Source organism: Streptomyces sp. NPDC107454 (genome assembly GCF_055582885.1).
Genome location: NZ_JBVJPA010000008.1, coordinates 374,397 through 400,351 on the forward strand (window position 1 = coordinate 374,397; position 25,955 = coordinate 400,351).

Below are 25,955 nucleotides of genomic sequence, written 5' to 3' on the forward strand. Positions count from 1 at the left end.
ACGGACGGGACGTCGGACCGAAGCCGAGACCAGGGCCGGGGCCACGGCAGAGGCCGGGACCGGGACCGTCACACCGTCACCTGGATCCGTTCTGCGCGATCCGCTCGACCCAGTAGAGCTGCTTGTGGCCGCGGTCGTCGAGGCTGTCCGCGATCTTCTGGGCCTCGGCCCGGGTCGCGTACCTGCCGACGCGGTAGCGATTGCCGTTGTCGTCCTGCCGTATGACGAGCCAGGGAAGAGTGATCGTGCTGTCGTTCATCGAGCCCCTCCACTTCCCGCCCCCGGCCCGCGCCGTGCCCCGCACCCTAACGAAACCGCAATCCGCATATGCCCGAGCCTACGCCTAACCTTCACGCAGCGAATACGCCTTTACACAAAGAGGTACGCAACCAGCCAAGACGGAGGGGGCGCACGGGTACGAACGCGCCGTCGCGCGCCCTCCGTGCGCCCGTCAGGCAGCGCGAACTCCGCCCGGGGCAGGGCATTTGAGAAAGGCCAGATTGCAACCGGCGTCGCGCGCGGGGCACTTGGCGGTCGGATCGCCCGGGAACGAGGGGTCCCCGTCCCGCGGACGCCGACCGCCCGTGAAGTCCTGCGTCTACTTCACCGGCAGGTGGTACGCGATGCGATACCGGTCCGCCGGTACGACGACGTCGGCCGTCTCCACCGGACGGCCCGAGGCGAAGTACGTCCGCTGGATGACGACGACCACGTGCCCGGGGACACCGCCGAGCGCGAGGAGTTCCTCCGCGAGGCCGGGACGGGCGCCCACTTCCTCCGTGACGTTGTCCACGATCACGTCGATGGCCGCCATCCGCTCGACGACACCCATGCCCCCGAGCGGGCCCTCTTCGGGGAGCATCACCGGGGTGCGGCCCGTGACGGCGAGCGGCTCCCAGGAGGTGGAGAGCATCATCGCCTCGCCGGCGTCCCGGAAGACGTAGTTCGTGCACATCACGCGGTCACCGGGCCGGATCGAGAGGCGCTCGGCGATCGCGCCGCTCGCCTCGGCCTGCTCACTGTGCGACTCCCAGGTGCCGCGCACGGCCAGGTCGGCCTGCTCCTGGCGGAAGGGGGTCGCTCCACTGTCCGGGCGGTACCCGGAGCGGGCCACCCGGCGCGGCACCGGCCGCTCCCGCACATACGTCCCCGAGCCGGAGCGGCCCTCGACCAGGCCTTCGGCCATCAGCACTTTGCGCGCTTCCAGGGCGACCGTGTCCGAGACGCCGTACTCCTCGCGGATCCTGGCCTGGGAGGGGAGGCGGGTGTGCGGTGGCAGCGAACCGTCGACGATCTTCTTGCGGAGATCACCCGCGACACGCAGATACGCCGGCTGCTCACCGAAAGTCACTGGCCGCTCCCATCAGGTTGTACAGACAGCTACAGCCTGGCAACCGTGGGTTGTGCCATGCAAGCGAAGGCCAGAGAATCACTCGATGTGATTACCTATCCCCGCCGTGGGCTTTACCCAGGCACTTTCTCCCCGCTGTAGCCCGCGTCACACCTCCAGACCGCGACCGCTTCCCCCGTTGCCCCCGCCGCCCCCGCCCCCGTCGCTCGACGGCGGGGTGGCGGTGAGGCCCAGAACCTTGCGTGCGGTGACCGTCCTCCTCGGGTCGATGAGCTTCAGGCCCTTCTTGTAGGGGGCGGCGAAGGTGTCCGCGTCCGTGGCGGCCGCCGCCTTCGTCCACTCCTTCCGCGCGGCCTCGGCGTCGTCGGCGAGGGTGGCGACGGGCTTCTCGGCGGCGGGGAACCAGCCGTGTCCGCGCAGCAGATGGGCCTCGTCGTCGAGCGCGGCGGACACGCCGGCCGCCCACTCCTTGTAACCCCGCAGGTCGTCGTCGACGTACTGCGCGGCGGGCGCCGCGCGCAGAGCCTCGTCGAGCCTGTCCACGGCCTGCAGATACGCGAACTGGTCCGCGTTCAGGGTGAAGCCGTCCCTGCGCAGCGAACCCGTCAGGGTGCTCTTGCTGTCCCCGTTCTCGAGCATGCAGATGATCGAGTGACGGCCGAGGTTCCAGCTGTCGCGGGTCGGGATGAAGTGGTAGAGCCGGACGTCGTCCGGGACGGCCCAGGCGTCCATCGTGTACGCGCGCTCGAACGTGCGGCACTTGGTGTCGGCGACGTCGCGCAGACTGCCGCGGCCGGGGTAACCCGTGCCGCTCATGGCGAAGTTCGCGATCACCTCGGCGTGGTGGCTCCCGGCGCACGGCACCTTGTCGACGTGGACGGTCACGCTCTTCGACGAGTGGCCCGGCTCGTCGAAGCAGTCCCCCTTCTTGAGCGAGAAGGCCGTGCCCGTGCGCGCCGAGTCGTTCATCCCGCCCTTGAAGCCGTCCCAGAAGTCGCTCGCGCCGCCGGTGGCGACGGTCAGGACGAGCAGCGCGACACCGAGCGAGGACATCACCATGCCGCCCACCGCCAGCCCCTTGCCCCGCTCACCCCGCTTCCTGATCTGCGCGAGCGCGACGATCCCGAGGACCAGCCCGACGGCGGGCAGGAAGCAGAGGATGCCGAACACGAGCGCGACGATCGCGAGCCCGTTGACGGGCGCGGGACGGTTGTACGGGGAGTAGCCCTGACCCCAGCCCTGGTACGGCTCCTGATACGACCCCTGAACGGGGGGCGGGTACGGGCCTTCGGGCCGCTCGGGCCCGGGTGGCGGGGGTATGGCCACGAGTGCTCTGCTCCTAGTCCGGACGGGCTCGGCCGTACGGAGAACCGGTACGGAACCGACGTGCGACGGGCATGTGTCCGACGCACAGTTGGGCGCATCGTAAGCGCGGCACGGCAGGGCGGTGTGGCCGGGGCGGGGGCGCGGGCGGGGACGGAATGCGGCGGCGGGGTGGGGCACGGACCCGGAGCCGTTCCCCGAGGACGTCGAGGCGCCCGCATAGCCTGCGCACATGACACCTTTGCCGGATCGCTTCTGCCCGGCGGACGGTACGCGCGTCCCCGCCGGCTCGCTCGACTGGTGCTGCCCGGTCTGCCGCGGGCCGCTCGACCTGGACTTCGCACCGACCCCCGCGCCCCTCACCTCCCTGACCGGGCGGGTGAACTCACTGTGGCGGTACACGGAGTGCCTGCCGCTGGCCGCGCCCACGGTCAGCCTGGGCGAGGGCCGCACCCCGCTGGTGGAGCTGCGCGGGAGCATCTCGGCCAAGCTGGACTTCCTGATGCCGACCCTGTCCTTCAAGGACCGCGGCGCCGTCCTGCTGGCCGAGCTGGCACTGCGGCTGGGGCCGCGGCAGGTGATCGCGGACAGCAGCGGAAACGCGGGGACGGCGATCGCCGCGTACTGCGCGCGGGCCGCCCTGCCCTGCACGGTGTACGTCCCCGAGGGCACGCCGCCGAAGAAGCTGGAGCAGATCGAGGCGCACGGGGCGCGGGTGCACGTCGTGGACGGGGACCGGGAGGCGACGGCGCGGGCGGCGCGCGAGGCCGCGGACCTCCCGGGCACCTTCTACGCCTCGCACGTCTTCAACCCGTACTTCCTGCACGGTACGAAGACGTACGTACACGAGCTCTGGGAGGACCTGGGCGGGCGCCTGCCCGATGTCGTCGTCGTCCCCGTCGGCAACGGCACGCTGCTCCTCGGCGCCGCCCTCGCCGTCGCCGAGCTGCACGGGGCGGGGCTCATCGACCGGCGGCCCGCGCTGTACGCCGTCCAGTCCGCCGCGGTGGCGCCGCTCGCGCACGCCTGGGCCGAGGGCGCGGACGACCTGGTCGGAGTCACCCCTTCGGCCCCCACCTTCGCCGAGGGCATCGCCATCCCGCGCCCACCCAGGGCCCGCCAGATCCTGCGCGCCGTGCGCGACTCCGGTGGCACGTTCCTCACGGTGACGGAGGACCAGATCCGCCACGCCCAGCGGGACTTGGCGTCGCGGGGCCTGTACGTCGAGTCGACGGGAGTGGCGTGCTGGGCGGCCGTACGGGAGGGGGTGCTCGGGGGACGTACGGCGGTGGTGCCGTTGTGCGGGGCGGGCGTGAAGACGGGGCCGGCCCAGGGGTAGGCGGGGCCGGCCCGGGGGTAGGCGGGGCCGGCCCGGGGGTAGGCGGGGCCGGCCCGGGGGTAGGCGGGGCGCCGACGCCCCGGGCGGCGCTCGCTCGTCGAACGACGTGTCCCTCACGGCTCCCGCGCACCGCCCTGCCCCGGCCCCACGGCGCCCGCCAGGCGTAGTTGCTCCTCCTCCACGATGCGGCGGGCGAGAGTGCTGTCGGAGATGTCGACCGCGTCCGGGCTCTGTTCGGCGGTGTCGCTGCGGCGGGCGTAGGCGTCGAAGAGGCGGGTCTTGTTCTTGAGGATGTGCAGCAGGCGCTGGTCGACGCTGTCGGTGGCGAGGAGGCGGTGCACCTGGACGGGGCGGACCTGGCCCATACGGTGGGCGCGGGCCACGGCCTGGTGTTCCATCGTGGGCTTGACCTGCGGTTCGCACAGGACGATCACGGAGGCGGCCTGAAGGTTGAGGCCGATGCCGGCGGCCTCGATCTGACAGAGGAGGACCGCGTGGCCGGGAGCGGCCGTGAAGTCGTCGACGAGACGCTGCCGGCGCGCGGCGGGCACGGCACCGGAGATTGGCCCGAACACGCCCTCTCCCAAGGCTTGTCCGACCAGCGCCAGCACCTCGCGGAAGTAGGAGAACACCACCACCTTCAGGCCGTTCTCCGCCGCTTCGGCCACCAGTTCGCGCAGTCGCCCCAGCTTCGCGGACTTCTCCGCGTCGGCGTACGCGGCCCGGCGCATCGACATGAAGTTCCCGTCCGCGACCGCTTTGACATACGCCTCCCGGTCCGCGGCGCTGAACTCCTCCCACTCGTCGACCTCCACCAGCGCGGGCAGTTCGGTGAGGACGTCGCGCTGGTTGCGGCGCAGATAGGCGGGGGCGACGGACTTGCGGAAGGCGTGCGGGCCGGCGGCCGCGGTGGTGTGCCGTATCGCGGGGAGGAGGGCCGGCTGGAGGTAGCGGACGAGGGTGCGGAACTCCTCGACCCGGTTCTCCATGGGCGTCCCGGTGAGGAACAGGACGCGCTCGCAGTGCCCCGTCCAGGCCGCGACCGCCCTGGAGCGGCGGGTGTCCGGATTCTTCACGTAGTGCGCCTCGTCGACGACCACCATCCCCGGCTTCGCGCTTTCACCGTCCGGGGCGGGCAGGCGGTGCAGCATGTCGTACGTGGTGATCGCGACGCCTCCGCGCTCCCGCCACTCCTCGTAGGCGTCCAGCCGCTCCGCGCCGTGCACCGGCAGGGCCCGCAGTGTGCTGCGCGCGCCGATCTCGCGCGTCCAGTTGATCAGTACGCTCGCCGGGCAGACGACCAGGAAGTGGCTGTGCCCGTCCGCCGCGAGATGCGCGAGTACGGCGATGGCCTGCACGGTCTTGCCGAGCCCCATCTCGTCGCCGAGGACGACCCGGCGCTGGGCGAGCGCGAACCGGGCGCCGAAGTCCTGGTAGCCGCGCAGCGAGACCCGGCGCCGGGTGTCGTCCAGCGTCTGGGCGTGCACCCGCTCGGCGACCTCCGACGGCAGGAAGCCCTCGGCGGCCGCCACGTCCGAACGGTGCTCGCAGACGTCGGCGAGCCGGCTGTAGTACTCCGCGGAGCGCAACTCGAAGTCGACCCACGCCTCGATCTCGGAGGCGGGCGTCCGCAGCAGGTCGGTCGAGGCCTGCGCGAGCAGCAGGCGTACGTCACGGGCGCCGGCGTCGGCGGTCAGCTCGCGCAGTCCGGCGATCGCGTCGAGCGCGCTGCGTCGCCGCTCCCGCCCCGCGAGCGCCATCCCCAGCCGTCCGCCGGCGGGCCGGGCCGCGGGCAGCAGCGCCCCGAGCCGCTCGTCGAGCCGCGTCGCCGCGTCCACGGCCCGGCGCAGCTCGGGACCGGCCTCGACGAGGGTGCGCAACGCGATCACCAGGGCGGTCGTGCGGGGCTCGGGCCGGTCGACGTCCATCCGTACGGAGACGGTCTCCTCCACCGCTCTCGCGAGCTGCCGGGCCGCCGCGAGGGCGCGGTCGGCGGTCTGCGCGCCCACCCCCGGCAGTCGGCGCAGCTCGTACCGCCCCGCCTCGTACACCGCCCGCACCGACGCGAACCCGGCCGTCTCCAGCGCCCCGAGCCGCAGCCGCCCCTCGGTGACGTCCTTCAGCCGGGAGACGGGGATGGACTCCAGCTCCTTGCCGACGAGTTCGGCGTGGATCGGTGCCAGCGCCGCGCGCACCGCTTCGAGCGCGCGGGCGTGATCGGCGAGCACACCCCGCGCGGCCTCGTGCAGTCCGACGCCCTCGGCGAGCAGACCCCGCTCACGTTTCCCCACCGGCCCGACACTACTGCCCCCCACCGACAGCCCGACCCGGCTCCGGGCACGCCGCCGGAGGCAAGCCCCCAGGTCATCGGACAGGAAGGCCGATCACCTCGTTGACGGTCTCGTGGCTCGGGCGGCGTCGAATCGCTACGGTCGAACCATGACCGCACTGCCCGACTGGATGCGCCCGCCCCGCGCGGAAGGCTGGTTCGCGGAGGACCTCGACCGCCTCCCCGAGGCACCCCGCCATACCGAGCTGATCGACGGCGCCCTCGTCTTCATGATGTCGCCCGAACGGTGGTGGCACGGCCACCTCGTCACCATGCTCACCGTCGCCCTCATGGAGCAGGCGCCCGTCGATGTCAGGGTCGGCCGCGAGATAACCATAAAGCTCGACGGGCGCAACCGGCCCGAACCGGACCTGCTGCTGACGACGGCCGAGTACGACGGAGACCGCACCTGGTTCACGCCGGACGAGGTACGGCTCGTCGTCGAGGTCGTCTCGCCCGAGTCCGCGCACCGGGACCGCACGGTCAAGCTCCGCAAGTACGCGGAAGCAGGCATCCCGCACTACTGGTGCATCGAGGACGAGGAAGGGGCACCCGTCGTTCACGTCTACGAACTCGACGAGCCGACCCGCTCCTACGCACCCGCCGGTATCTTCCGGGGCACCCTGGAACGCCCCGTCCCCTTCGAGATCAGCCTGGACCTCGACAAGCTCACCCCGCCCCGGCACGCATAGCAGTCGGCACCGAGTCGACACGGGAACACAGAAGGGGTCGGGTTCCATGGAGTCCAGCCCCTTCCGACCTGTTCACTCATGAGCCGCCGAGCGTGCTGCGATCGGCCGGTCAGGTCGCGGTGCAGGAGACCGTGGGCCAGGTCCAGTTGCCGTTCGGCTGGATGGTGACGCCCCAGTTGTTGCCGCTGCCGTTGGGCCTGGCGCTCAGCACCTGGCTGCTCGGGTAGGAGGCGGCGATGTTCCAGGTGGAGAGGACCTTCGCCGGGGACGGCACGTTCATCGTCACGGTCCAGTTGCTGGAGCCGCTCACCGAGACGTTGAGGTTGTACCGGTCCCCCCACTGCTGACCGGCCGACAGGGTCGCGGTGCAGCCGCTGCTGCCGCCACCACCGCCCGAACCCGCGTCGCCCACCGTGATGTTGGAGTTCCCGCTGCTCTGGTAACCCTCGGTGGCGAGGATCATGTAGTAGTTGAAGCTGCCCAGGGGCATTCCGGCGCGGGCCCAGGCGTCGAAGTGGTTGCCGGTGGTGATGGTGCCGCCGGTCCGCTTCGTCTGCCGGACGCTCCAGTACTGATCGAAGGTGCGCGTGCCTTCCACGGAGGGGGCGTTGTACCGCGTGGTCTTGTAGATGTCGTACGTGCCGCCGTCACTGGTGACGGTGCCCATGTACGTTCCCGTGGGCCGGTAGGTGCCCCAGTTGTCGACGATGTAGTACTCGACGAGCGGGTTCGACGTCCATCCGTACAGCGACAGATAGCCGTTGCCGGACGGGTTGAAGGTGCCCGAGTACGTCACGCTCCGGCGACCGCCGGTGCTCCAGCCCTTGCCGGCGACGAAGTTGCCGGTGTTGCTCCATGAGGTGCCGTAGTTGCCGCCGGAGCCGAGGTTCATCGAGACCGACCCCTGGGTGTCGGTCCAGAACGAGTAGTAGTAGCCGTTGTTGGTGCCGGTCTGGTTCGTGGTGACGACCGTGTCGGCACTCGCGGTGCCGGGCAGGGTCATCGCCGCCAGAACGACCAGCAGCAGGGTGCAGGCACTGCCGGCGAACATCCTGAAGCGGTTGCGGTTGCGGTCGCGGTTGCGGTTCGTCGGGCGTGCGGGTGCGTCGTTCATGTGGGTGCTTCCTCCTCGTCCTCGGGAGGCCGATGGAGACCGGGCAGCGTGACGCGCGCCTGGGCGATCTGTCGCTGAGCATGTGACGACGGCGGCCGTGCTCGCCGTCGCGCGACACGGCCACGGTGGCGGCCCGCATCGACAGTGTTGAGCCCTGCCAACGACGAAAAGTGTTGGCCTGCCCCTGCCAACTGTCAATAGTTTCGTTATCGGCTACGAAATGTTCGCCGTCCACTTACCCATGGAATCCGGCGAGATGACGCAGCTCACGGGCTCTCTCAAACGATTCATGGCGAGAGTCATCGAGAAAGGGACGAGAGACCAAGATCCACCCTCGAATTATTTCGCGCGAATGTTTCGAAGTTTTTCCCGATCATTGTGATTCGCGCGTGGCTCAGGCTCTGCGACTCGCCCAGTTTGGAAGGGGTTGTTCACTCCGATGTGAGGCCACCGGATCGGTTACGGGGCTGGCCTCGACGGAACTCAGCCCCGCTTGCCCGGGGCACTTCAGCACGGACGACCCAGCGGTCAGTAGTGATAGCGGGCCGCGAGGATCACGATCTCCTTGTCCGTGACCAGATAGACAAGGCGGTGCTCGTCGTCGATCCGCCTCGACCACGCCCCGGGCAAGTGGTACTTGAGCGGCTCGGGTTTGCCGATCCCGGTGAAGGGATCGCGCTTGACGTCCTCGATGAGCTTGTTGATCCGAGCGAGCATCTTGCGGTCGTTCTTGAGCCAGGACGTGTAGTCCTCCCAGCCCTGGTCCTCAAAGACAAGCCTCACACGGCACCCGCAGCAGGATCAGCCACATCCGGATCGATCAGCTCGCGCTCCGACACGTTGATGTTGCTCAGAGCGTTCTCGTACGCCTTGAGCAGTCGCCGTGCGTTTACAGGCGAGCGCAGCAAGTACGAGCCCTCACGCAGTGCCGCGTAGTCCTCGGCCGAGACGAGCACGGCATTGCCATGCTTGGAGACGATCTCGATGGCCTCGTGATCGTCGTTGACCTTCTTGATCAGCGGAAAGAGAGCCTTGCGGGCTTCGCTCGCAGTTATCGACATGAACTGACTCCCTACCTCAAGTGGTACCGAATAACGTACCACTGAAGGTCTCCTCAAGCCGAGCCAAATAGGTGACTGGCCACCAGGAAATCCAGCACGATCCCAGAACGGGAAACAGCAAGGGGTCGACTCCCGGAGGAGCCGACCCCAGTTGACCTGCATGTTTGCCAGGCCATCTACGTGGTGCTACTTCACCTTCTCAGACGTTGAAGCGGAACTCCACCACGTCGCCGTCCTGCATGACGTAGTCCTTGCCCTCCATGCGGGCCTTGCCCTTGGCGCGGGCCTCGGCGACCGAGCCCGTGTCGACGAGGTCCTCGAAGGAGATGACCTCCGCCTTGATGAAGCCCTTCTGGAAGTCGGTGTGGATGACTCCGGCGGCCTCGGGGGCGGTGTCGCCCTTCTTGATGGTCCAGGCGCGGGATTCCTTGGGGCCGGCCGTCAGATAGGTCTGCAGGCCGAGGGTGTCGAAGCCGACGCGGGCGAGGGTGGCGAGGCCCGGCTCCTCGGCGCCCACCGACTCCAGGAGCTCCATGGCGTCCTCCTCGTCGAGCTCGGCGAGGTCCGCCTCCAGCTTGGCGTTGAGGAAGATCGCCTCGGCGGGGGCTACCAGGGTGCGCTGCTCGGCCTTGAAGTCCTCGTCGACCAGCTCGTCCTCGTCCACGTTGAAGACGTAGAGGAACGGCTTGGTGGTCAGGAGGTGGAGGTCGTGCAGGAGCTCCTCGTTGCCGGAGCCCTGGACGATGCCCTGCGAGAAGAGCGTGTCGCCCTTCTCCAGGATCTCCTTCGCCGCCTCGACCGCCGCGACCTTGGGAGCGATGTCCTTCTTGATGCGCGACTCCTTCTGGAGGCGCGGCAGGACCTTCTCGATGGTCTGGAGGTCCGCGAGGATCAGCTCGGTGTTGATCGTCTCGATGTCGTCCTTGGGCGAGACCTTGCCGTCGACGTGCACGACGTTCTCGTCCTTGAAGGCACGGATGACCTGGCAGATCGCGTCCGACTCACGGATGTTCGCGAGGAACTTGTTGCCCAGGCCCTCGCCCTCCGAGGCGCCCTTCACGATGCCCGCGATGTCGACGAAGTCGACCGTCGCCGGAAGCACGCGCTGCGAGCCGAAGATCTCGGCCAGCTTGGTCAGCCGGGCGTCGGGGACACCGACCACGCCCACATTGGGCTCGATCGTGGCGAACGGGTAGTTGGCCGCGAGCACGTCGTTCTTGGTCAGGGCGTTGAACAGGGTCGACTTGCCGACATTGGGCAGACCGACGATTCCGATCGTGAGCGACACGTTGCGACTTCCCGTACGTGAGGGTGGGCGACAGGTCCGCGAAGGTGCGCGGGCCGATCCACCAGTCTACGGGGTGCGAGGTCCCTTACCGGCGACGCATCGAACGCATGGCCAAGGTCGGCCCATCGGCGTGTCTGAGGGGCTATTCCGCACATAAACCGACCTAAGTTGGTCCAGTGGAGCAACACAGGACGCGTCCCCCTCAGTACAGACCGCGACGCGGCGCACCTCTCCCCGCCCAGACCGGGCGCGCCGCGGCCGACCGTGTACGCAGGAGTGCGCCTCCCGCGCGGCGACCCGCGCCCGTGCCCAGGCCCGCTCCGGCGCGACGGCGGATGCCGAACCCCCGGCTCACCGGGCTCGGCGGCGGACTGTTCTGCGGGGCGACGATGTTCGCGCTCGCCTGTCTCGACCAGCTGCTCTTCGGGGCGTCGCTGGTGGTCTACGGGGTGCTGTTCCTGCCGGTGTGCGCGCTGACCGCGCTGTGGGTGCGCCGGGGAGACATCGTCACCGCGCCCGTCGTCGTGCCCATCGCCTTCGCGTTCGGGCTGCTGCCCGTCGCCGACGGGGGCGGCGGGATCGAGGGCGAACTGATGGGGCTCGTCACCGCGCTGGCGACCCAGGCGGGATGGCTGTACGGGGGGACGCTGGTCGCGGGGGTCATCACCACCGTACGGAAGATCCACCTGATGAGCCGCCGGGCCGCCCAGCGCCGGGCGGCCCAGAGGCCCCGCCCGGAGACCCGCCCGCGCCGCCGTCCGTCCTGACGGACACGAGGGGCTCGACAGACACGAGGGGCCGCCCGATGGACACGACCGGGGGCGACGGACCCGACGGGCCCGAGGACACAACCGGGGGCGAGGACACAACCGGGGACGACGGACACAACGGGTCCGACGGATACGACCGGGGGCGATGAACCCGACGGGGCGACCGGCGCGGCCACACCGCCGCCGGGCTCCCGGCCCCGCCCCGCCCCGCCCCGCCCGGAGGGCCTACGCGGACTTCGCCGCCCGCATCGCCGCCCCCACGATCCCCGCGTTGTTCTGCAGCTGCGCCGGGACGATCTCCGCCTTGATGCCCTCGATCAGGGGCAGGAACTTGTCGGCCTTGCGGCTGACGCCGCCGCCGATGATGAAGAGCTCGGGCGAGAAGAGCATTTCCACATGGGCGAGGTACTTCTGCACCCGGTGGGCCCACTGCTCCCAGGTCAGCTCGTGGTCCTCCTTGGCCTTCGTGGAGGCGCGCTTCTCCGCGTCGTGGCCGTTCAGCTCGAGGTGTCCCAGCTCCGTGTTCGTCACCAGCTCGCCGTCGACGAAGAGCGCGCTGCCGATGCCCGTGCCGAAGGTGAGCAGGAGGACCGTGCCCTGACGGTCGCGCCCGGCGCCGAACTGCATCTCGGCGACGCCCGCCGCGTCCGCGTCGTTCAGCACCGTCACCGGGAGGCCGCCCAGCCGCTCGCCCAGCAGAGCACGCGCGTCGGTGTCGATCCACGCCTTGTCGACATTGGCAGCCGTACGAATGGTGGTGCCGCCGGTGACCACTCCGGGGAAGGTGATACCGACGGGTCCCGTCCAGCCGAAGTGACCGACGACCTCCTTCACGCCGTCGGCCACCGCGTCCGGGGTCGCCGGATGGGGAGTGAGCACTTTGTAGCGCTCCTCCGTCAGTTCGCCGCGGTCCAGGTCCACAGGGGCACCCTTGATCCCGGATCCGCCGATGTCCACGCCGAAGATCTGCATGGCCCTACGCTACGTCGTACGACTGACAGTTACTTCTCGGAGGGGGCGGAAGCACCGGCAGCCGTGCGCTGCTCCACCAGCGCCGCCGCCTCCGCGCGCAGATCGCGGCGCAGCTCCTTGGGCAGCGAGAAGGTGATGGACTCCTCGGCCGCCTTGACGATCTCGACGTCCTCGAAGCCACGGGCGGAGAGCCACTCCAGGACCTGCTCGACCAGGACCTCCGGTACGGAGGCGCCCGAGGTGACACCGACCGTCGTCACACCCTCCAGCCAGCCCTCCTCGATCTCGTCGGCGAAGTCCACGAGGTACGCCGTCCGCGCCCCCGCGAGCTTGGCGACCTCGACGAGACGCACGGAGTTGGAGGAGTTGCGCGAGCCGACCACGATGACCAGGTCCGCTTCCTCCCCCATCCGCTTCACGGCCAGCTGGCGGTTCTGCGTGGCGTAGCAGATGTCGTCGCTGGGCGGGGAGATGAGCTGCGGGAACTTCTCCTTCAGCGCGTCGACCGTCTCCATCGTCTCGTCGACCGACAGCGTGGTCTGGGAGAGCCAGACGACCTTGGACGGGTCGCGGACCTCGACCTTGGCGACGTCCTCGGGACCGTCCACGAGGGTGATGTGGTCGGGCGCCTCGCCAGAGGTGCCGATGACCTCCTCGTGGCCCTCGTGGCCGATCAGCAGGATGTCGAAGTCCTCGTTCGCGAACCGGACGGCTTCCTTGTGGACCTTGGTGACCAGCGGGCAGGTCGCGTCGATGGTGGCGAGCTTGCCGGCCGCGGCCTCGTCGTGGACGACCGGGGCGACGCCGTGCGCCGAGAACATGACGATGGACCCCTCGGGGACCTCGGCCGTCTGCTCGACGAAGATCGCGCCCTTCTTCTCCAGGGTCTGCACGACGTACTTGTTGTGGACGATCTCGTGGCGGACATAGATCGGGGCCCCGTACTGCTCAAGGGCCTTCTCGACGGCGATCACGGCGCGGTCCACGCCCGCGCAGTAGCCACGGGGGGCGGCGAGCAGGACACGGCGGCCAGGCGAAGCAGTCATGGCACCCATCGTAAGGCCGCGCCCGGCGCGTCAGAGATCGCCTCCTTGGGGAGACTGGGGGGAGCCGGACGGGGTGGGCGGGACGCGACCCTCGGGAGGCACGATGTCCGACACGCAGACCACCGCCGGAGCGGCCGACGAGACCGGTGCCGGTTACGGACTGCGGCGCAGCCTCGGCTTCCGGGACCTGGTCGTCTACGGGCTGCTGTTCATCGCCCCCATGGCGCCGGTCGGCATCTTCGGGACCCTCGACGCCGAGTCGCACGGGGCGGTGGCGCTGGTCTATGTCGTCGCCACGGTCGCGATGGCGTTCACCGCGTTCAGCTACGCCCAGATGGTGCGGGTGGTCCCCCAGGCGGGCTCGGTGTTCGCCTACGCGCGCGTGGGGCTCGGCAAGGAGGCCGGGTTCATCGCCGGGTGGATGGCGATGCTGGACTACGTCCTCATCCCTGCGGTGGCGTACCTGTTCTCGGGGATCGCGATGAACTCGCTGGTCCCGGAGGTCTCCCGATGGGAGTGGACCGCGCTCGCGGTGGTCGTCACGACGGTGCTCAACCTCTGGGGCGTACGGGCCGCCGCCCGGGTGGGCTTCCTGGTGCTCGCCATGGAGATCGTGGTCCTCCTTGTCTTCGCCGTGTCCGCGGTCGTCGTCCTCGCGCGCGACGGGGCGCAGCGCGGCTTGCTGTCCCCGCTGACCGGCGACGGCTCACAGGGGGCGTTCGCGCTGTCGGCGGTCGTCGGGGCCGTGTCGGTCGCCGTTCTGTCGTATCTGGGCTTCGACGCGATCGCCTCGTTCGCGGAGGAGGTGACCGGCGATTCGGAGAAGGTGGCCAGGGCGGTGCTGTTCTGCCTGGCGCTCGCGGGTGTGCTGTTCGTGGCGCAGACGTACCTCGTGGCCCTGCTGGAGCCGATGTCGTCCGCGCGGCTCGCCGCCGACCCCGGCAGGCAGGGATCGGCCTTCTACGACGCCGTGGACGCCTCGGTCGGTCCCTGGCTGCACAACCTGGTGGCCGCGAGCAAGGCGATCGGCGCCGCCTTCGCCGCGCTCGCCGGGCAGGCCGCGGCGGGACGGCTGGTGTTCGCGATGGCCCGCGACCGGCGGCTGCCGCGGGCGCTGTCGAAGACCGACTCCGGGGTGCCGCGGGCCGCGCTGCTGTGCGCCGCGGTCATCACGCTGGTCGCGGCGGTGTGGGCGGCGCGGCGCGACGACGGGCTCGACCGTCTGGTGTCGGTGGTCGACATCGGCGCGCTGACCGCGTTCACGCTGCTGCACGCGAGCGTGGTGGGGTGGTTCGCGGTACGGCGTCGGGGCGGGCCCGTGGTGTGGTGGCGGCACGTCCTGATCCCCGTGGTCGGGGCCGCGGTCACCGTTGCCGTGATCGTGGAGGCGTCCGGGGTCGCTCAGGTGGTCGGTGCGGTGTGGCTGGCCTTGGGGGTGGGGGTGCTGCTCGCCCAACAGGGACGCGTCCGCGGGTAGCCGGGGGCTGCTGCGGTGCGGGCCGTGTGTCAGTGGGGGCCGTTACTCTCGGGCGCATGGCTCTCAACACGTCCGCGGACGCCCCGCTGCCCGTCGGCGAGGTGTCGCGGCTCATCGGAGGGTGGATCGACCGGCTCGGCGCGGTGTGGGTCGAGGGACAGATCACCCAGCTGTCGCGGCGCCCCGGCGCGGGCGTCGTCTTCCTGACCCTGCGCGACCCGTCGTACGACATCTCGGTGAGCGTCACCTGCTACCGGCAGGTGTTCGACGCGGTGGCGGACGTGGTGAGCGAGGGCGCCCGCGTCGTCGTCCTGGCCAAGCCCGAGTGGTACGCGCCGCGCGGGCAGCTGTCACTGCGGGCCACCGAGATCAAGCCGGTCGGCGTGGGTGAACTCCTCGCGCGACTCGAGCAGTTGAAGAAGTCGCTGGCGAGCGAGGGGCTGTTCGCGGCCGATCGCAAGAAGGCCCTGCCGTTCCTGCCGCAGCTCATCGGGCTGGTGTGCGGGCGGGCGTCCGCGGCCGAGCGGGACGTGCTGGAGAACGCGCGGCACCGCTGGCCGGCCGTCCGCTTCGAGGTGCGCAACGTCCCCGTGCAGGGGGTGCACGCGGTGCCGCAGGTCGTGCAGGCCGTGAAGGAGCTGGACGCGCTCGACGCCGTGGACGTGATCATCGTGGCGCGCGGCGGCGGCAGTGTGGAGGATCTGCTGCCGTTCTCGGACGAGCAGCTCGTACGGGCGGTCGCGGCCTGTCGTACGCCGGTCGTGTCGGCCATCGGGCACGAGCCCGACAACCCGTTGCTGGACTTCGTGGCCGACCTGCGCGCGTCCACGCCGACGGACGCGGCCAAGAAAGTCGTGCCGGACGTCGGGGAGGAGTACGAGCGGGTGCGGTTCCTGCGGGACCGGGCGCGGCGGAGCGTCCAGTCCTTCATCGACCGGGAGGAGCGCGGGCTCGCGCACGCGCTGGCCCGGCCCTCGATAGAGGATCCGCATCGGATGGTCGACGAGCGCGCCGACCAGGTCGCCGCGCTGCTGGACCGCGGGCGGCGCACGCTCGGGCATCTGCTCGACCGCGCCGACTCGGAGCTGACGCACACCCACGCGCGTGTGGTGGCCCTCTCCCCCGCCGCGACCCTCCAACGGGGATATGCGGTGCTCCAGAAGGCCGACGGTCATGTGGTCCGGGATCCGGACGAGGTGGCGGCGGGCGAGGCGCTGCGGGCGCGGGTCGCCGAGGGTGAATTCACGGTACGAGTCGATGCATAGGGTGGGCGCATGACCAGCAAGGTGGACGAGGCACTCGGGTACGAGCAGGCGCGGGACGAGCTGATCGAGGTCGTACGCCGACTGGAGGCGGGCGGCACGACGCTCGAGGAGTCACTGGCGCTCTGGGAGCGGGGCGAGGAGCTGGCGAAGGTCTGCCGCCGCTGGCTGGAGGGCGCACGGGCCCGCCTGGACGCGGCGCTGGCCGAGGAGGAGTCGGAGAGCGGGGACGGAGACGGGCACGGGGACGGGGGCCGCGACTCCGAGTGACGTCATGACGTCCGCTCCCTTCCGCGGCCGGTGATACCCGGCGACATCCCAGTGACACCCTGCCGCCGTCCCGCCCGTGGCACCCGGCCGCCGTCCCGCCCCGTGACGCCTGGCCGCCGTCCCGCCCAGTGACACCCGGCCGCCGTCCCCGCTCGGTGACGGCGGCCTCGTCGTTCCCCCGGAACCCTGGTGCCCGGAAGCGACCTCGTTCCCCCTCACTCCCTGTGAAGCGGATCACGTCACCCCATTTTTGGTTGAACCTTAAACCTCCTCCCCGTACCTTTGACATCGCCAACCGATCCCCCCGGATCCACCGCACATTCCAAGAAGGTTTCTGATGTCTCTCGTTCTTGACCCCGCCGCCCAGGACCTGCTGTTCCGCGAGGCCCGTACCGCCAACACGTTCACCGACGAGCCGGTGACCGACGAGCAGGTGCAGGCGATCTACGACCTGGTCAAGTACGGCCCGACCGCCTTCAACCAGTCGCCGCTGCGCGTCACCCTGGTCCGCTCCGCCGAGGCCCGCGAGCGCCTGGTGCAGCACATGGCCGAGGGCAACCAGCCCAAGACCGCCACCGCCCCGCTGGTCGCGATCCTCTCCGCGGACAACGAGTTCCACGAGGAGCTCCCCACCCTGTTCCCGCACTTCCCGCAGGCCAAGGACGTCTTCTTCGCCGAGCGCCCGGCCCGTGAGGGTGCCGCCACGCTGAACGCCGCCCTGCAGGCCGCGTACTTCATCATCGGCATCCGCGCCGCCGGCCTCGCCGCCGGCCCGATGACCGGTCTCGACTTCGCGGGCGTCCAGAAGGAGTTCCTGGACGACGACCACACCCCGCTGATGGTCGTCAACATCGGCAAGCCGGGCGAGGACGCCTGGTTCCCGCGCTCCCCGCGCCTGGAGTTCGACCAGGTCATCACGACCGTCTGAGCCCCGCGCACGCCCCGGCGTGTACGTGCATGAGAAGGGCCCCCGTCAATGGCGCCGGGGGCCCTTCTCATGCACGCACACGGACGTATTACGCGGACGCATCACAGCGTCACGTCGTCACGTCGTCACGTCGTCACGTCGTCACGTCGTCACGTCGTCACAGCGTCACGACGTCTTCAGCGCCTCCGCCATCTTCGTCAGCTGCCCGAACGACGCCGTCCCGGTCACCACGGTGGTCGCCCCCTTGGCCTTGAGCACGAGGGCGTCGTACTTGTCGCCCTCGTACCGCTGCCACGTCGCGTCACCGATCCGCTGGGTGGCCTTCGTCTCCTTGGCGCCCTGGCTGGCCGAGTCGATGAAGACGGCCGCGGGCTGAGTCGACTGCTCGATCGCCACGTACTGACCGTCGGGGTCGTGGAAGCCCAGGTGCCAGGCGTCGAACTCGGTGCCGTCGTACCGCACCGAGGTCGCCTTCCACGCCGTCGGCAGACCCACGGGTGCCGCCACGGGATACGACGCCGCGCGGCGCGCCGTGAGCAGCTCGACGCGGTAGTCGACGCGCTTGAGAGGAGGCGCGGAGTCGTCATGCGGGATGAAGATGTAGATCACGCCCGCCATGAGCCCGATCAGACCCAGGGAGAGAAGCATGTCCCGGACGCTCTGCTTGCCTTTCGTACCTGCCACGCCCCTATCGTCGCAGGTGCCCTGGCCTGCTCATCCGTGGGGCCCCCTGCTCATTCTGTCAGCCTGACGATAGAGTCGGGGCACACCCTCATCCGGCCGTCGTCGTATCAGAAAGGTGCGTCTCGATGACCGAGAATCATCAACTGCCGTCCGAGCTCGAGGTCCCTTCCGAGGCCCCCGACCGAAATCTCGCCCTGGAACTCGTCCGGGTCACCGAGGCCGCCGCGATGGCCGCGGGCCGCTGGGTCGGCCGCGGCGACAAGATCGGCGCCGACGGCGCCGCCGTCCGGGCCATGCGGACCCTCGTCTCCACCGTCTCGATGAACGGCGTCGTCGTCATCGGTGAAGGCGAGAAGGACGAGGCCCCGATGCTCTTCAACGGGGAGCGCGTGGGCGACGGGACCGGCCCCGAGTGCGACATCGCCGTCGACCCGATCGACGGCACCACGCTGACCGCCAAGGGCATGAGCAACGCGATCGCGGTGCTGGCCGCCGCCGACCGCGGCACCATGTTCGACCCGTCCGCGGTCTTCTACATGGACAAGCTGGTCACCGGGCCTGAGGCCGCCGACTTCGTCGACATCAACGCGCCCGTCGCGGTGAACATCCGCCGGGTCGCCAAGGCCAAGAAGTCCTCGCCCGAGGACGTCACCGTCGTGATCCTCGACCGGCCGCGCCACGAGGGGATCATCAAGGAGATCCGCGAGACCGGCGCCCGGATCAAGCTGATCTCCGACGGCGACGTCGCGGGCTCGATCCTCGCGCTGCGCGAGGGCACGGGCATCGACCTGCTCCTCGGCGTCGGCGGTACGCCCGAGGGCATCATCTCCGCCTGCGCCGTGAAGTGCCTGGGCGGCACCATCCAGGGCAAGCTGTGGCCCAAGGACGACGAGGAGCGGCAGCGCGCGCTGGACGCCGGGCACGACCTCGACCGTGTGCTGCTCACCGACGACCTGGTCTCCGGCGAGAACGTGTTCTTCGTCGCCACCGGGATCACGGACGGGGAGCTGCTGCGCGGGGTGCGGTACCGGGCGGAGACCGCGACCACCGAGTCGATCGTGATGCGGTCCAAGTCGGGTACGGTGCGCCAGATTCGGTCGGAGCATCGGCTGAGCAAGCTGCGGGCGTACAGCGCGATCGACTTCGACCGGGCGAAGTAGCTCCGCGGGGTCAGCCGGGGAACTGCCGGTTGCGGGGCACTGCGGGCCCGTTGCGGCTGGTCGCGCAGTTCCCCGCGCCCCTTCGGACGCGTGCCTACGGGGTGCGTGCCTTACAGGATGCGTGAAGAAGTGTGTACGGCGAAGGGGCCGCCCCCGTGCGGAGGGGTGGCCCCTTCGGTGTCTGCATGGGTCAGCCGGCTGCGGCTATCGTGCCGCGTGCGGCCTTCTTGAGTTCCAGGTCGCGGCGGCGGCGCCGGGCGAGCACCACGCGGCGCTCGGCGGCGGTGAGGCCCCCCCACACTCCGTACGGCTCGGGTTGCAGCAGCGCGTGTTCGCGGCACTCCACCATCACGGGACAGCGGGCGCAGACGCGCTTCGCCGCCTCCTCGCGGGACAGCCGGGCCGCCGTGGGCTCCTTGGAGGGCGCGAAGAACAGGCCCGCCTCGTCCCTGCGGCACACCGCCTCCGTGTGCCATGGGGCTTCCTGGTCCCTGTCCCGCACTGGCGCCCGCTGGGCCGGAACGGCAGCTACCTGCAGGGACTGATGCGGCGGTTGCAGCACGGTCTACTCCTGACGACGGCTTCGCGGGCGTGCCGGGCACCGCGGGAAGTCCCACAGCGCCCTCCAAGAGGCGATGCAGCAAGCCCTACCCGCTGTGCGCGCGCCTATGCACTGAGTTTCCGAGAGCGGAGCCGGTCGTTCAAAAACGGGGCGCGGGTGAGTGGACCAATGCGCCCCGCGCGCCGTCGCGTTCACAGGCGTCAACGGTCGAGGTGCTTGCGCAAAGTCCTGTCCACCCGGTCCATCGTGCGGTCGAGAATGTCGGCGACGAGCTTGCCGCGCTTGGGCCGCGCCTCGATGTTCCCCAGCACCGCGAAGCCTTCGACGTAGACCACGGGGGCATCGGGGTCGCCCCCGTCCGTGGGGTGCGTCTCGAAGTTACCGAGGACTCCGCCGCCGCTGCCGCGCAGCGAGACGTTCTCCGGGACCTTGATCTCGACGTTGCCGAAGACCGAGATCGCCTTGATCACGACCTGTTGGTACTCGAAGATCGCCTCGCTGAGGTCGATGTCGACGGAGCCGAAGACGGCGTACGCGTGGATGCGGCGCCCGGCGCGCCAGCGGCCCTTGCGCACGGCGGCGCTGAACACCGCCACCACGTTCTCGTCGGCCTCCGCCGGGATGCCGCCCGGCTGGGGGCGGTTGGGCACGGACGCGTACGCGGGGGTCGCGCGGCCCGCGCTCGCGGCGGGCAGGTCCTGGACGAACCGGTCGAGCTCTCCCACCGTCTTCGTGGCCAGCACCCCCTCGATCCGCTCAGCGTGCTCGTCGGCGGTCAGGCGCCCCTCGGCGAGGGCATCGCGCAGAATGTCGGCGATCCGGTCACGGTCGGCGTCGGAGGCCCGGAGTTCGGCGTCGGAGGCCCGGGTTTCGGTGCGCTTCTGAAGGTCCACGACAGCAGCGTACCCAAACGCGATAGATCGCGACTACCCCTTCTCGCGACCTGTGGAAAACCGCCCCTTCACGCCAACTGAGCCTTACCTCACAGACTCACCGTCGGCGCCAGGTTCTACGCTGGTGGATGCTGCCAATGGAGGCATGCCGCTGTCTGCCGAGTGAGGAATGGGCTAGTGCCTGAGTTCGCGTACACCGATCTGCTCCCCCAGGGAGAGGACACCACCCCGTACCGGCTGGTGACCTCCGAGGGTGTCTCCACCTTCAAGGCCGACGGGCGCACGTTCCTCAAGGTCGACCCGGAGGCGCTGCGCAAGCTCGCCGCGGAGGCCATCCACGACATCCAGCACTATCTGCGGCCCGCGCACCTGGCGCAGCTGCGGCGCATCATCGACGACCCCGAGGCGTCCGGCAACGACAAGTTCGTCGCCCTGGACCTGCTGAAGAACGCGAACATCGCGGCCGCCGGCGTGCTGCCCATGTGCCAGGACACCGGCACCGCGATCGTGATGGGCAAGCGCGGACAGAACGTGCTCACCGAGGGCGGCGACGAGGAGGCCCTCTCGCGGGGCATCTACGACGCGTACACCAAACTGAACCTGCGCTACTCGCAGATGGCTCCGCTCACCATGTGGGAGGAGAAGAACACCGGGTCCAACCTTCCGGCGCAGATCGAGCTGTACGCGACCGACGGCGGCGCCTACAAGTTCCTGTTCATGGCCAAGGGCGGCGGTTCGGCGAACAAGAGCTTCCTGTACCAGGAGACGAAGGCCGTTCTGAACGAGGCCTCCATGATGAAGTTCCTGGAGGAGAAGATCCGTTCGCTGGGCACGGCCGCCTGCCCGCCGTACCACCTGGCGATCGTGGTCGGCGGCACGAGCGCCGAGTACGCCCTGAAGACCGCGAAGTACGCCTCCGCGCACTACCTGGACGAGATTCCGGCCGAGGGCTCGGAGCTCGGTCACGGCTTCCGGGACAAGGACCTGGAGCAGAAGGTCTTCGAGCTGACCCAGAAGATCGGCATCGGCGCGCAGTTCGGCGGCAAGTACTTCTGTCACGACGTGCGCGTGGTGCGTCTGCCGCGGCACGGCGCGTCCTGCCCCGTCGCGATCGCGGTGTCCTGCTCCGCCGACCGTCAGGCCGTCGCGAAGATCACCGCCGAGGGCGTGTTCCTGGAGCAGCTGGAGACCGACCCCGCGCGCTTCCTGCCGGAGACCACGGACGAGCACCTGGACTCCGCCGCGGACGACGTCGTCCGGATCGACCTGAACCAGCCGATGGACGACATCCTCGCCGAGCTGACGAAGTACCCGGTCAAGACCCGGCTCTCGCTCTCCGGCCCGCTCGTCGTGGCGCGCGACATCGCGCACGCCAAGATCAAGGAGCGGCTCGACGCGGGCGAGGAGATGCCGCAGTACCTCAAGGACCACCCGGTGTACTACGCCGGTCCGGCCAAGACCCCCGAGGGTTACGCGTCGGGCTCGTTCGGCCCCACCACCGCCGGCCGCATGGACTCCTACGTGGAGCAGTTCCAGGCCGCGGGCGGCTCCAAGGTGATGCTCGCGAAGGGCAACCGTTCCGCGCAGGTCACAAGCGCCTGTGACGCGCACGGCGGCTTCTACCTCGGCTCCATCGGCGGCCCCGCCGCGCGGCTCGCCCAGGACTGCATCAAGAAGGTCGAGGTCGTCGAGTACGAGGAGCTCGGCATGGAAGCCGTCTGGAAGATCGAGGTCGAGGACTTCCCGGCGTTCATCGTCGTCGACGACAAGGGCAACGACTTCTTCCAGGATCCCGCCCCGGCTCCGACGTTCACTTCGATTCCGGTGCGGGGGCCTGGGCTCGCGTAGCGCCTTTCGGGGCGGCCGGGGGTCCTCAAACGCCGGACGGGCCGAGTGGTGCCGTCCGGCGAACGAGTCGAACGACTGCTTCCAGGACCCGGCACCGGCTCCGACGTTCACGTCGATTCCGGTGCGGGGACCTGGGCCGGCGTAGCGTCCCGGGACGCCAGAGGCAGCTGTTCGCCGCCTGGACGCGTCCCGCCACGCCCCGATGCTGTCCCACTTCGTCCCAGGAACGAGTGGGACAGCATTTTTGTGAGCTTTGACGGAAACCCTCCGTGATGACCGGATCACAGCCTGTGGTCCGCAGGTCATCTCGGAGGGAAATCCCATGATTGGTCGCACTTTGCGCAACGGCCTGGTGGCCGCGATCGCGGCTGTCGCCGTCTTCCCGGTGACAGCCGTCGCCTCCGCCGCCCCGGCCGCCCCGCACGTTACCGGCCGGGGCGCCGTGTCCTCGCCGGTCGCGTCGTCGAGCTGGTACCCGGCGTCCCCGCTGTCCTCGATCCCCGGCCTCCAGCGCGCCGCGCACACCCTGCCACTGGCCCCGATCACCCACGCGCGCCACCACGCCCGGCACCACGTCACCCGGCACGTCCTGGGCCGGGTGACGACCCACCACACGCGTCTGCGCGTCCGGTCCGGTCCGGGTACCGGCTACCGGATCGTCGGCTCGCGGCGGGCCGGCCGCGTGGTGACCCTCGTCTGCAAGAAGAGCGGTTCCTCCGTCATGGGCAACTCGCGCTGGTACAAGCTCGCCCACAACCGGGGCTACGTCTCCGCCCACTACGTCCGCAACAGCCGCGCCGTCCGCTGGTGCTGACGAACACCTCGCCGCTCGCCTCCTGAGGTCCGGCACCGGCCGGCGGGGCGAGGTCCGCCCCGCCGGTCGGTAGGACAAGTCGATCAGCCGACGACCCCACTCCCCTGACGAAACAGCAGGTCAACTCCCCTTCATATTCGGTTCGCATTCGGGCGATCGGGGTGTGCCCGGGCGCCGAGCGAGGGAACACATCAGGGCGGTCACCCCGGCAGGGCGAGGGAGCGAGAGGAAGAGCCACGTGAGGGTCAAGAGACAGCCGCTGCCCGACTCGTTGGACGAGACAGAACACAGCAAGGCAGTACGCACGAAAACAGAACATATCGACATGGAGCACATCGGTACCGAGCGCGTCCCTACGGAACGCACCGGCACGGAGGACGTCGGCACGGAGGACATCGACGAGGAGCGGCTGCTGATGGAGCGGCTCCGGTGCCTCAGGCAGCGGACGGGGCTGAGTCTGGCAGCGCTGGCCTCCGTCACCCCGTTCAGCAAGTCGACCTGGCACCGCTACCTGAGCGGTGATCAGTTTCCGCCGCGCTCGGCGGTCGAGTCGCTCGGCCGTCTGGCGGACACCGACCCGGGTCCCCTTCTCTCCCTGTGGGACGCCGCGTCCCGGGCCCAGTCCAGGGCGGCGACCCCGCCCCTGGGAGCCCCGGTCCCACAGGCCGCGGTTCCGGACGCGCCGGTTCGGGGCCGGCGCGTCCGGGGGTCCAACCGGGCCGTCATCGCCCTCGCGGCGATGGCGGCCACGGTGGTGGTCACCGCGGGCGCCGCCGACGTCCTCGACCCCGACCAGCCCGCGGCTCCCGCCGGCGCCTCCTGCCGGGGCCTCGACTGCCAGGGGCAGTTCCCGACCTCCGAGGCCTGCGCCCGTGACGCGCGTACGGAGAGCACCGTCACGCGCGCCGGGCAGGTCGTGCTGCTGCGTTTCTCCCCCTCGTGCGCGACGGTCTGGTCGGAGGTCCGCACCAGGACCGGCGGGGCGCGGGAGATCTCGATCAGATCGGACCAGGACGAGCTGTCCGCCGCCTACCGGGGCGACCCCTCCGACGGCTACAGCAGCCCGATGCTGGCCGCGTCGAGCCCCAGCGGGGCGGAGGCCTGCGCCACGGTCGGCGGGACGTCGGCGTGCACCGGCCCGCTCGGCGGCTCACGGAGCTGACTCCCCAGGAGCGCAGCTCACGGAGCCGACTCCCCGGGAGAAACGGGAGCCGCCTTGCCGGGAACACGGGGCACGTCCGCGACGCTGTCCCCACTGGAGGTGATCGTCGATGGCCGACGAACAGGCAGCCCCGTACCGGATCGAGCACGACTCCATGGGCGAGGTCAGGGTGCCCGCGGACGCGAAGTGGCGGGCCCAGACCCAACGGGCCGTGGAGAATTTCCCCATCTCGGGTCAGCGTCTGGAGCGCGCGCACATCGAGGCGCTGGCGCTGATCAAGGGCGCGGCGGCCAGGGTCAACGCGCAGCTGGGGGTGGTCGACAAGGACGTGGCCGCGGCCATCCAGGAGGCGGCGGGCGAGGTCGCCGAGGGTCGCTGGGACGCGCACTTCCCGGTGGACGTCTTCCAGACGGGTTCCGGAACGTCCTCCAACATGAACACCAACGAGGTCATCGCCACGCTCGCGACCGAGCGGCTCGGCAGGGACGTACACCCCAATGACCATGTGAACGCCTCGCAGTCGTCGAACGACGTGTTCCCGTCCTCGATCCACATCGCCGCCACCGCCGCCGTGACCAGGGATCTCGTCCCGGCTCTGGAACACCTCACCGCCGCCCTGGAGCGGAAGGCCGAGGAGTTCGCGGACGTCGTGAAGTCGGGGCGTACGCATCTCATGGACGCCACGCCGGTGACGCTCGGGCAGGAGTTCGGGGGGTACGCGGCGCAGGTGCGGTACGGCGTCGAGCGCCTCCGGGCCTCGCTGCCCCGGCTCGCCGAACTGCCGCTCGGTGGGACCGCTGTCGGCACCGGGATCAACACGCCGCCCGGGTTCTCCGCGGCCGTCATCGCCGAGGTGGCGCGGGCCACCGGGCTGCCGCTCACCGAGGCCCGTGACCACTTCGAGGCACAGGGCGCGCGGGACGGGATCGTCGAGACGAGCGGGCAGCTGCGGACCATCGCGGTCGGGCTGACGAAGATCGCCAACGATCTGCGGTGGATGGCGTCCGGTCCGCGCACCGGGCTGGCCGAGATCAGCCTGCCCGATCTCCAGCCCGGCTCCTCGATCATGCCCGGCAAGGTGAATCCGGTCATTCCCGAGGCCGTGCTGATGGTCGCGACCCAGGTGATGGGCAACGACGCGACGGTCACCGTCGCCGGAGCAGCCGGCAACTTCGAGCTGAACGTCATGCTTCCGGTCATCGCCAAGAACGTCCTGGAATCGATCCGTCTCCTCGCCAACGTCTCGCGCCTGCTCGCCGACCGCACGGTCGACGGGATCGTCGCCCACCGCGAACGGGCCCGCGAGTACGCCGAGTCCTCGCCGTCGGTCGTGACACCGCTCAACAAGTACATCGGCTACGAGGAGGCCGCCAAGGTGGCCAAGAAGGCACTGGCGGAACGGCGGACGATCCGCCAGGTCGTCCTGGACTCCGGGTACGTCGAGCGCGGTGACCTCACCCTGGAGCAGCTGGACGAGGCGCTCGATGTCCTGAGGATGACGCATCCGTAAACGGCGTTCACTCCCCGGATGACCTTGGAAGCCATTGGATGACGTCTCCGTTACGTCATTCGCTCCATCGCGCGAACCGTGACGCGCACCGCAGCGTCGT

General features: G+C 70.1%; 25 protein-coding genes. 12 read left to right on the plus strand and 13 right to left on the minus strand.

Annotation, left to right across the window (positions count from 1 at the left end):
• Nucleotides 1-76: 76 nt before the first annotated feature.
• From ACZ69M_RS22540 to ACZ69M_RS22550, 3 genes are all read right to left on the minus strand, one after another.
• Nucleotides 77-259 carry an SPOR domain-containing protein gene (locus ACZ69M_RS22540; protein ID WP_470052179.1) on the minus strand — a complete coding sequence of 61 codons (183 nt, stop codon included), beginning with the start codon at nt 257-259 and terminating at the stop codon, nt 77-79.
• Between the two features lie 339 nt (nt 260-598).
• On the minus strand, nt 599-1,351 hold the full coding sequence (locus tag ACZ69M_RS22545; RefSeq protein ID WP_054228262.1) for a GntR family transcriptional regulator: 753 nt from the start codon (nt 1,349-1,351) through the stop codon (nt 599-601).
• A 147-nt stretch (nt 1,352-1,498) separates the two neighbouring features.
• On the minus strand, nt 1,499-2,677 hold the full coding sequence (locus ACZ69M_RS22550; RefSeq protein ID WP_470052182.1) for a DUF4190 domain-containing protein: 1,179 nt from the start codon (nt 2,675-2,677) through the stop codon (nt 1,499-1,501).
• Between the two features lie 229 nt (nt 2,678-2,906).
• Here ACZ69M_RS22550 and ACZ69M_RS22555 point away from each other — a divergent pair, with 229 nt between their 5' ends.
• Nucleotides 2,907-4,013 carry a threonine synthase gene (locus ACZ69M_RS22555; RefSeq protein WP_470052184.1) on the plus strand — a complete coding sequence of 369 codons (1,107 nt, stop codon included), beginning with the start codon at nt 2,907-2,909 and terminating at the stop codon, nt 4,011-4,013.
• 113 nt (nt 4,014-4,126) lie between these two features.
• Here the strand turns inward: ACZ69M_RS22555 and ACZ69M_RS22560 are convergent, their stop codons facing one another.
• The gene (locus tag ACZ69M_RS22560) at nt 4,127-6,304 is read right to left on the minus strand and encodes a DEAD/DEAH box helicase (protein ID WP_470052186.1); all 2,178 of its coding nucleotides are present in this window, start codon (nt 6,302-6,304) and stop codon (nt 4,127-4,129) included.
• 148 nt (nt 6,305-6,452) lie between these two features.
• On the opposite strand from ACZ69M_RS22560, the gene ACZ69M_RS22565 reads away from it, so the two are divergent.
• Nucleotides 6,453-7,034 (plus strand): Uma2 family endonuclease, encoded by a 582-nt coding sequence (locus ACZ69M_RS22565; RefSeq protein ID WP_470052188.1) that lies wholly within the window; start codon nt 6,453-6,455, stop codon nt 7,032-7,034.
• Nucleotides 7,035-7,143: 109 nt separating this feature from the next.
• Here the strand turns inward: ACZ69M_RS22565 and ACZ69M_RS22570 are convergent, their stop codons facing one another.
• From ACZ69M_RS22570 to ychF, 4 genes are all read right to left on the minus strand, one after another.
• Nucleotides 7,144-8,085: a glycoside hydrolase family 11 protein gene (locus tag ACZ69M_RS22570; RefSeq protein WP_470052452.1), complete on the minus strand. Its 942-nt coding sequence runs from the start codon at nt 8,083-8,085 to the stop codon at nt 7,144-7,146.
• 591 nt (nt 8,086-8,676) lie between these two features.
• Nucleotides 8,677-8,931 (minus strand): Txe/YoeB family addiction module toxin, encoded by a 255-nt coding sequence (locus tag ACZ69M_RS22575; RefSeq protein WP_009321768.1) that lies wholly within the window; start codon nt 8,929-8,931, stop codon nt 8,677-8,679.
• The gene (locus ACZ69M_RS22580; RefSeq protein ID WP_470052190.1) at nt 8,928-9,209 is read right to left on the minus strand and encodes a type II toxin-antitoxin system Phd/YefM family antitoxin; all 282 of its coding nucleotides are present in this window, start codon (nt 9,207-9,209) and stop codon (nt 8,928-8,930) included. The genes ACZ69M_RS22575 and ACZ69M_RS22580 overlap by 4 nt, the downstream gene beginning before the upstream one ends.
• Nucleotides 9,210-9,408: 199 nt before the next feature.
• A complete protein-coding gene (gene ychF / locus ACZ69M_RS22585; RefSeq protein ID WP_054228266.1) occupies nt 9,409-10,497 on the minus strand; it encodes a redox-regulated ATPase YchF in 1,089 nt (362 codons plus the stop codon).
• A gap of 335 nt (nt 10,498-10,832) precedes the next feature.
• Between ychF and ACZ69M_RS22590 the strand changes: the two genes are divergently transcribed.
• Nucleotides 10,833-11,264 carry a DUF6542 domain-containing protein gene (locus ACZ69M_RS22590; RefSeq protein ID WP_470052193.1) on the plus strand — a complete coding sequence of 144 codons (432 nt, stop codon included), beginning with the start codon at nt 10,833-10,835 and terminating at the stop codon, nt 11,262-11,264.
• Between the two features lie 228 nt (nt 11,265-11,492).
• On the opposite strand, the gene ppgK is transcribed toward ACZ69M_RS22590, so the two are convergent.
• Nucleotides 11,493-12,239 carry a polyphosphate--glucose phosphotransferase gene (gene ppgK, locus ACZ69M_RS22595; protein ID WP_470052195.1) on the minus strand — a complete coding sequence of 249 codons (747 nt, stop codon included), beginning with the start codon at nt 12,237-12,239 and terminating at the stop codon, nt 11,493-11,495.
• Nucleotides 12,240-12,268: 29 nt separating this feature from the next.
• Entirely contained in the window at nt 12,269-13,294 is a 1,026-nt protein-coding gene (locus ACZ69M_RS22600; protein WP_470052197.1) for a 4-hydroxy-3-methylbut-2-enyl diphosphate reductase, read from the minus strand.
• Between the two features lie 94 nt (nt 13,295-13,388).
• Between ACZ69M_RS22600 and ACZ69M_RS22605 the strand changes: the two genes are divergently transcribed.
• The 4 genes from ACZ69M_RS22605 to ACZ69M_RS22620 all read left to right on the plus strand — a co-directional run bounded on the left by ACZ69M_RS22605 (nt 13,389) and on the right by ACZ69M_RS22620 (nt 17,222).
• On the plus strand, nt 13,389-14,762 hold the full coding sequence (locus ACZ69M_RS22605) for an APC family permease (RefSeq protein ID WP_470052199.1): 1,374 nt from the start codon (nt 13,389-13,391) through the stop codon (nt 14,760-14,762).
• A gap of 56 nt (nt 14,763-14,818) precedes the next feature.
• A complete protein-coding gene (xseA, locus tag ACZ69M_RS22610) occupies nt 14,819-16,027 on the plus strand; it encodes an exodeoxyribonuclease VII large subunit (RefSeq protein WP_470052201.1) in 1,209 nt (402 codons plus the stop codon).
• A 9-nt stretch (nt 16,028-16,036) separates the two neighbouring features.
• Nucleotides 16,037-16,294, plus strand: a complete 258-nt coding sequence (locus tag ACZ69M_RS22615) for an exodeoxyribonuclease VII small subunit (protein WP_067368332.1) — start codon at nt 16,037-16,039, stop codon at nt 16,292-16,294.
• A 337-nt stretch (nt 16,295-16,631) separates the two neighbouring features.
• Nucleotides 16,632-17,222 carry a malonic semialdehyde reductase gene (locus ACZ69M_RS22620; protein ID WP_470052203.1) on the plus strand — a complete coding sequence of 197 codons (591 nt, stop codon included), beginning with the start codon at nt 16,632-16,634 and terminating at the stop codon, nt 17,220-17,222.
• Between the two features lie 165 nt (nt 17,223-17,387).
• On the opposite strand, the gene ACZ69M_RS22625 is transcribed toward ACZ69M_RS22620, so the two are convergent.
• Nucleotides 17,388-17,906, minus strand: a complete 519-nt coding sequence (locus ACZ69M_RS22625) for a DUF4245 domain-containing protein (RefSeq protein ID WP_351426881.1) — start codon at nt 17,904-17,906, stop codon at nt 17,388-17,390.
• 125 nt (nt 17,907-18,031) lie between these two features.
• On the opposite strand from ACZ69M_RS22625, the gene glpX reads away from it, so the two are divergent.
• The gene (gene glpX / locus ACZ69M_RS22630; RefSeq protein WP_470052205.1) at nt 18,032-19,066 is read left to right on the plus strand and encodes a class II fructose-bisphosphatase; all 1,035 of its coding nucleotides are present in this window, start codon (nt 18,032-18,034) and stop codon (nt 19,064-19,066) included.
• A 190-nt stretch (nt 19,067-19,256) separates the two neighbouring features.
• On the opposite strand, the gene ACZ69M_RS22635 is transcribed toward glpX, so the two are convergent.
• Both ACZ69M_RS22635 and ACZ69M_RS22640 read right to left on the minus strand, forming a co-directional pair.
• Nucleotides 19,257-19,628 (minus strand): WhiB family transcriptional regulator, encoded by a 372-nt coding sequence (locus ACZ69M_RS22635; RefSeq protein ID WP_075028724.1) that lies wholly within the window; start codon nt 19,626-19,628, stop codon nt 19,257-19,259.
• A gap of 200 nt (nt 19,629-19,828) precedes the next feature.
• Complete coding sequence (locus ACZ69M_RS22640) at nt 19,829-20,521, minus strand: DUF1707 SHOCT-like domain-containing protein (protein WP_470052208.1); 693 nt, start codon at nt 20,519-20,521, stop codon at nt 19,829-19,831.
• Between the two features lie 177 nt (nt 20,522-20,698).
• Here ACZ69M_RS22640 and ACZ69M_RS22645 point away from each other — a divergent pair, with 177 nt between their 5' ends.
• The 4 genes from ACZ69M_RS22645 (at nt 20,699) to ACZ69M_RS22660 (ending at nt 25,855) form a co-directional block, all read left to right on the plus strand.
• On the plus strand, nt 20,699-22,369 hold the full coding sequence (locus ACZ69M_RS22645) for a fumarate hydratase (RefSeq protein ID WP_470052209.1): 1,671 nt from the start codon (nt 20,699-20,701) through the stop codon (nt 22,367-22,369).
• A gap of 322 nt (nt 22,370-22,691) precedes the next feature.
• A complete protein-coding gene (locus ACZ69M_RS22650) occupies nt 22,692-23,183 on the plus strand; it encodes an SH3 domain-containing protein (RefSeq protein ID WP_470052211.1) in 492 nt (163 codons plus the stop codon).
• 325 nt (nt 23,184-23,508) lie between these two features.
• Nucleotides 23,509-24,345, plus strand: a complete 837-nt coding sequence (locus ACZ69M_RS22655; RefSeq protein WP_470052213.1) for a helix-turn-helix domain-containing protein — start codon at nt 23,509-23,511, stop codon at nt 24,343-24,345.
• Between the two features lie 109 nt (nt 24,346-24,454).
• Nucleotides 24,455-25,855: a class II fumarate hydratase gene (locus ACZ69M_RS22660; RefSeq protein ID WP_470052215.1), complete on the plus strand. Its 1,401-nt coding sequence runs from the start codon at nt 24,455-24,457 to the stop codon at nt 25,853-25,855.
• Nucleotides 25,856-25,955: the final 100 nt, after the last annotated feature.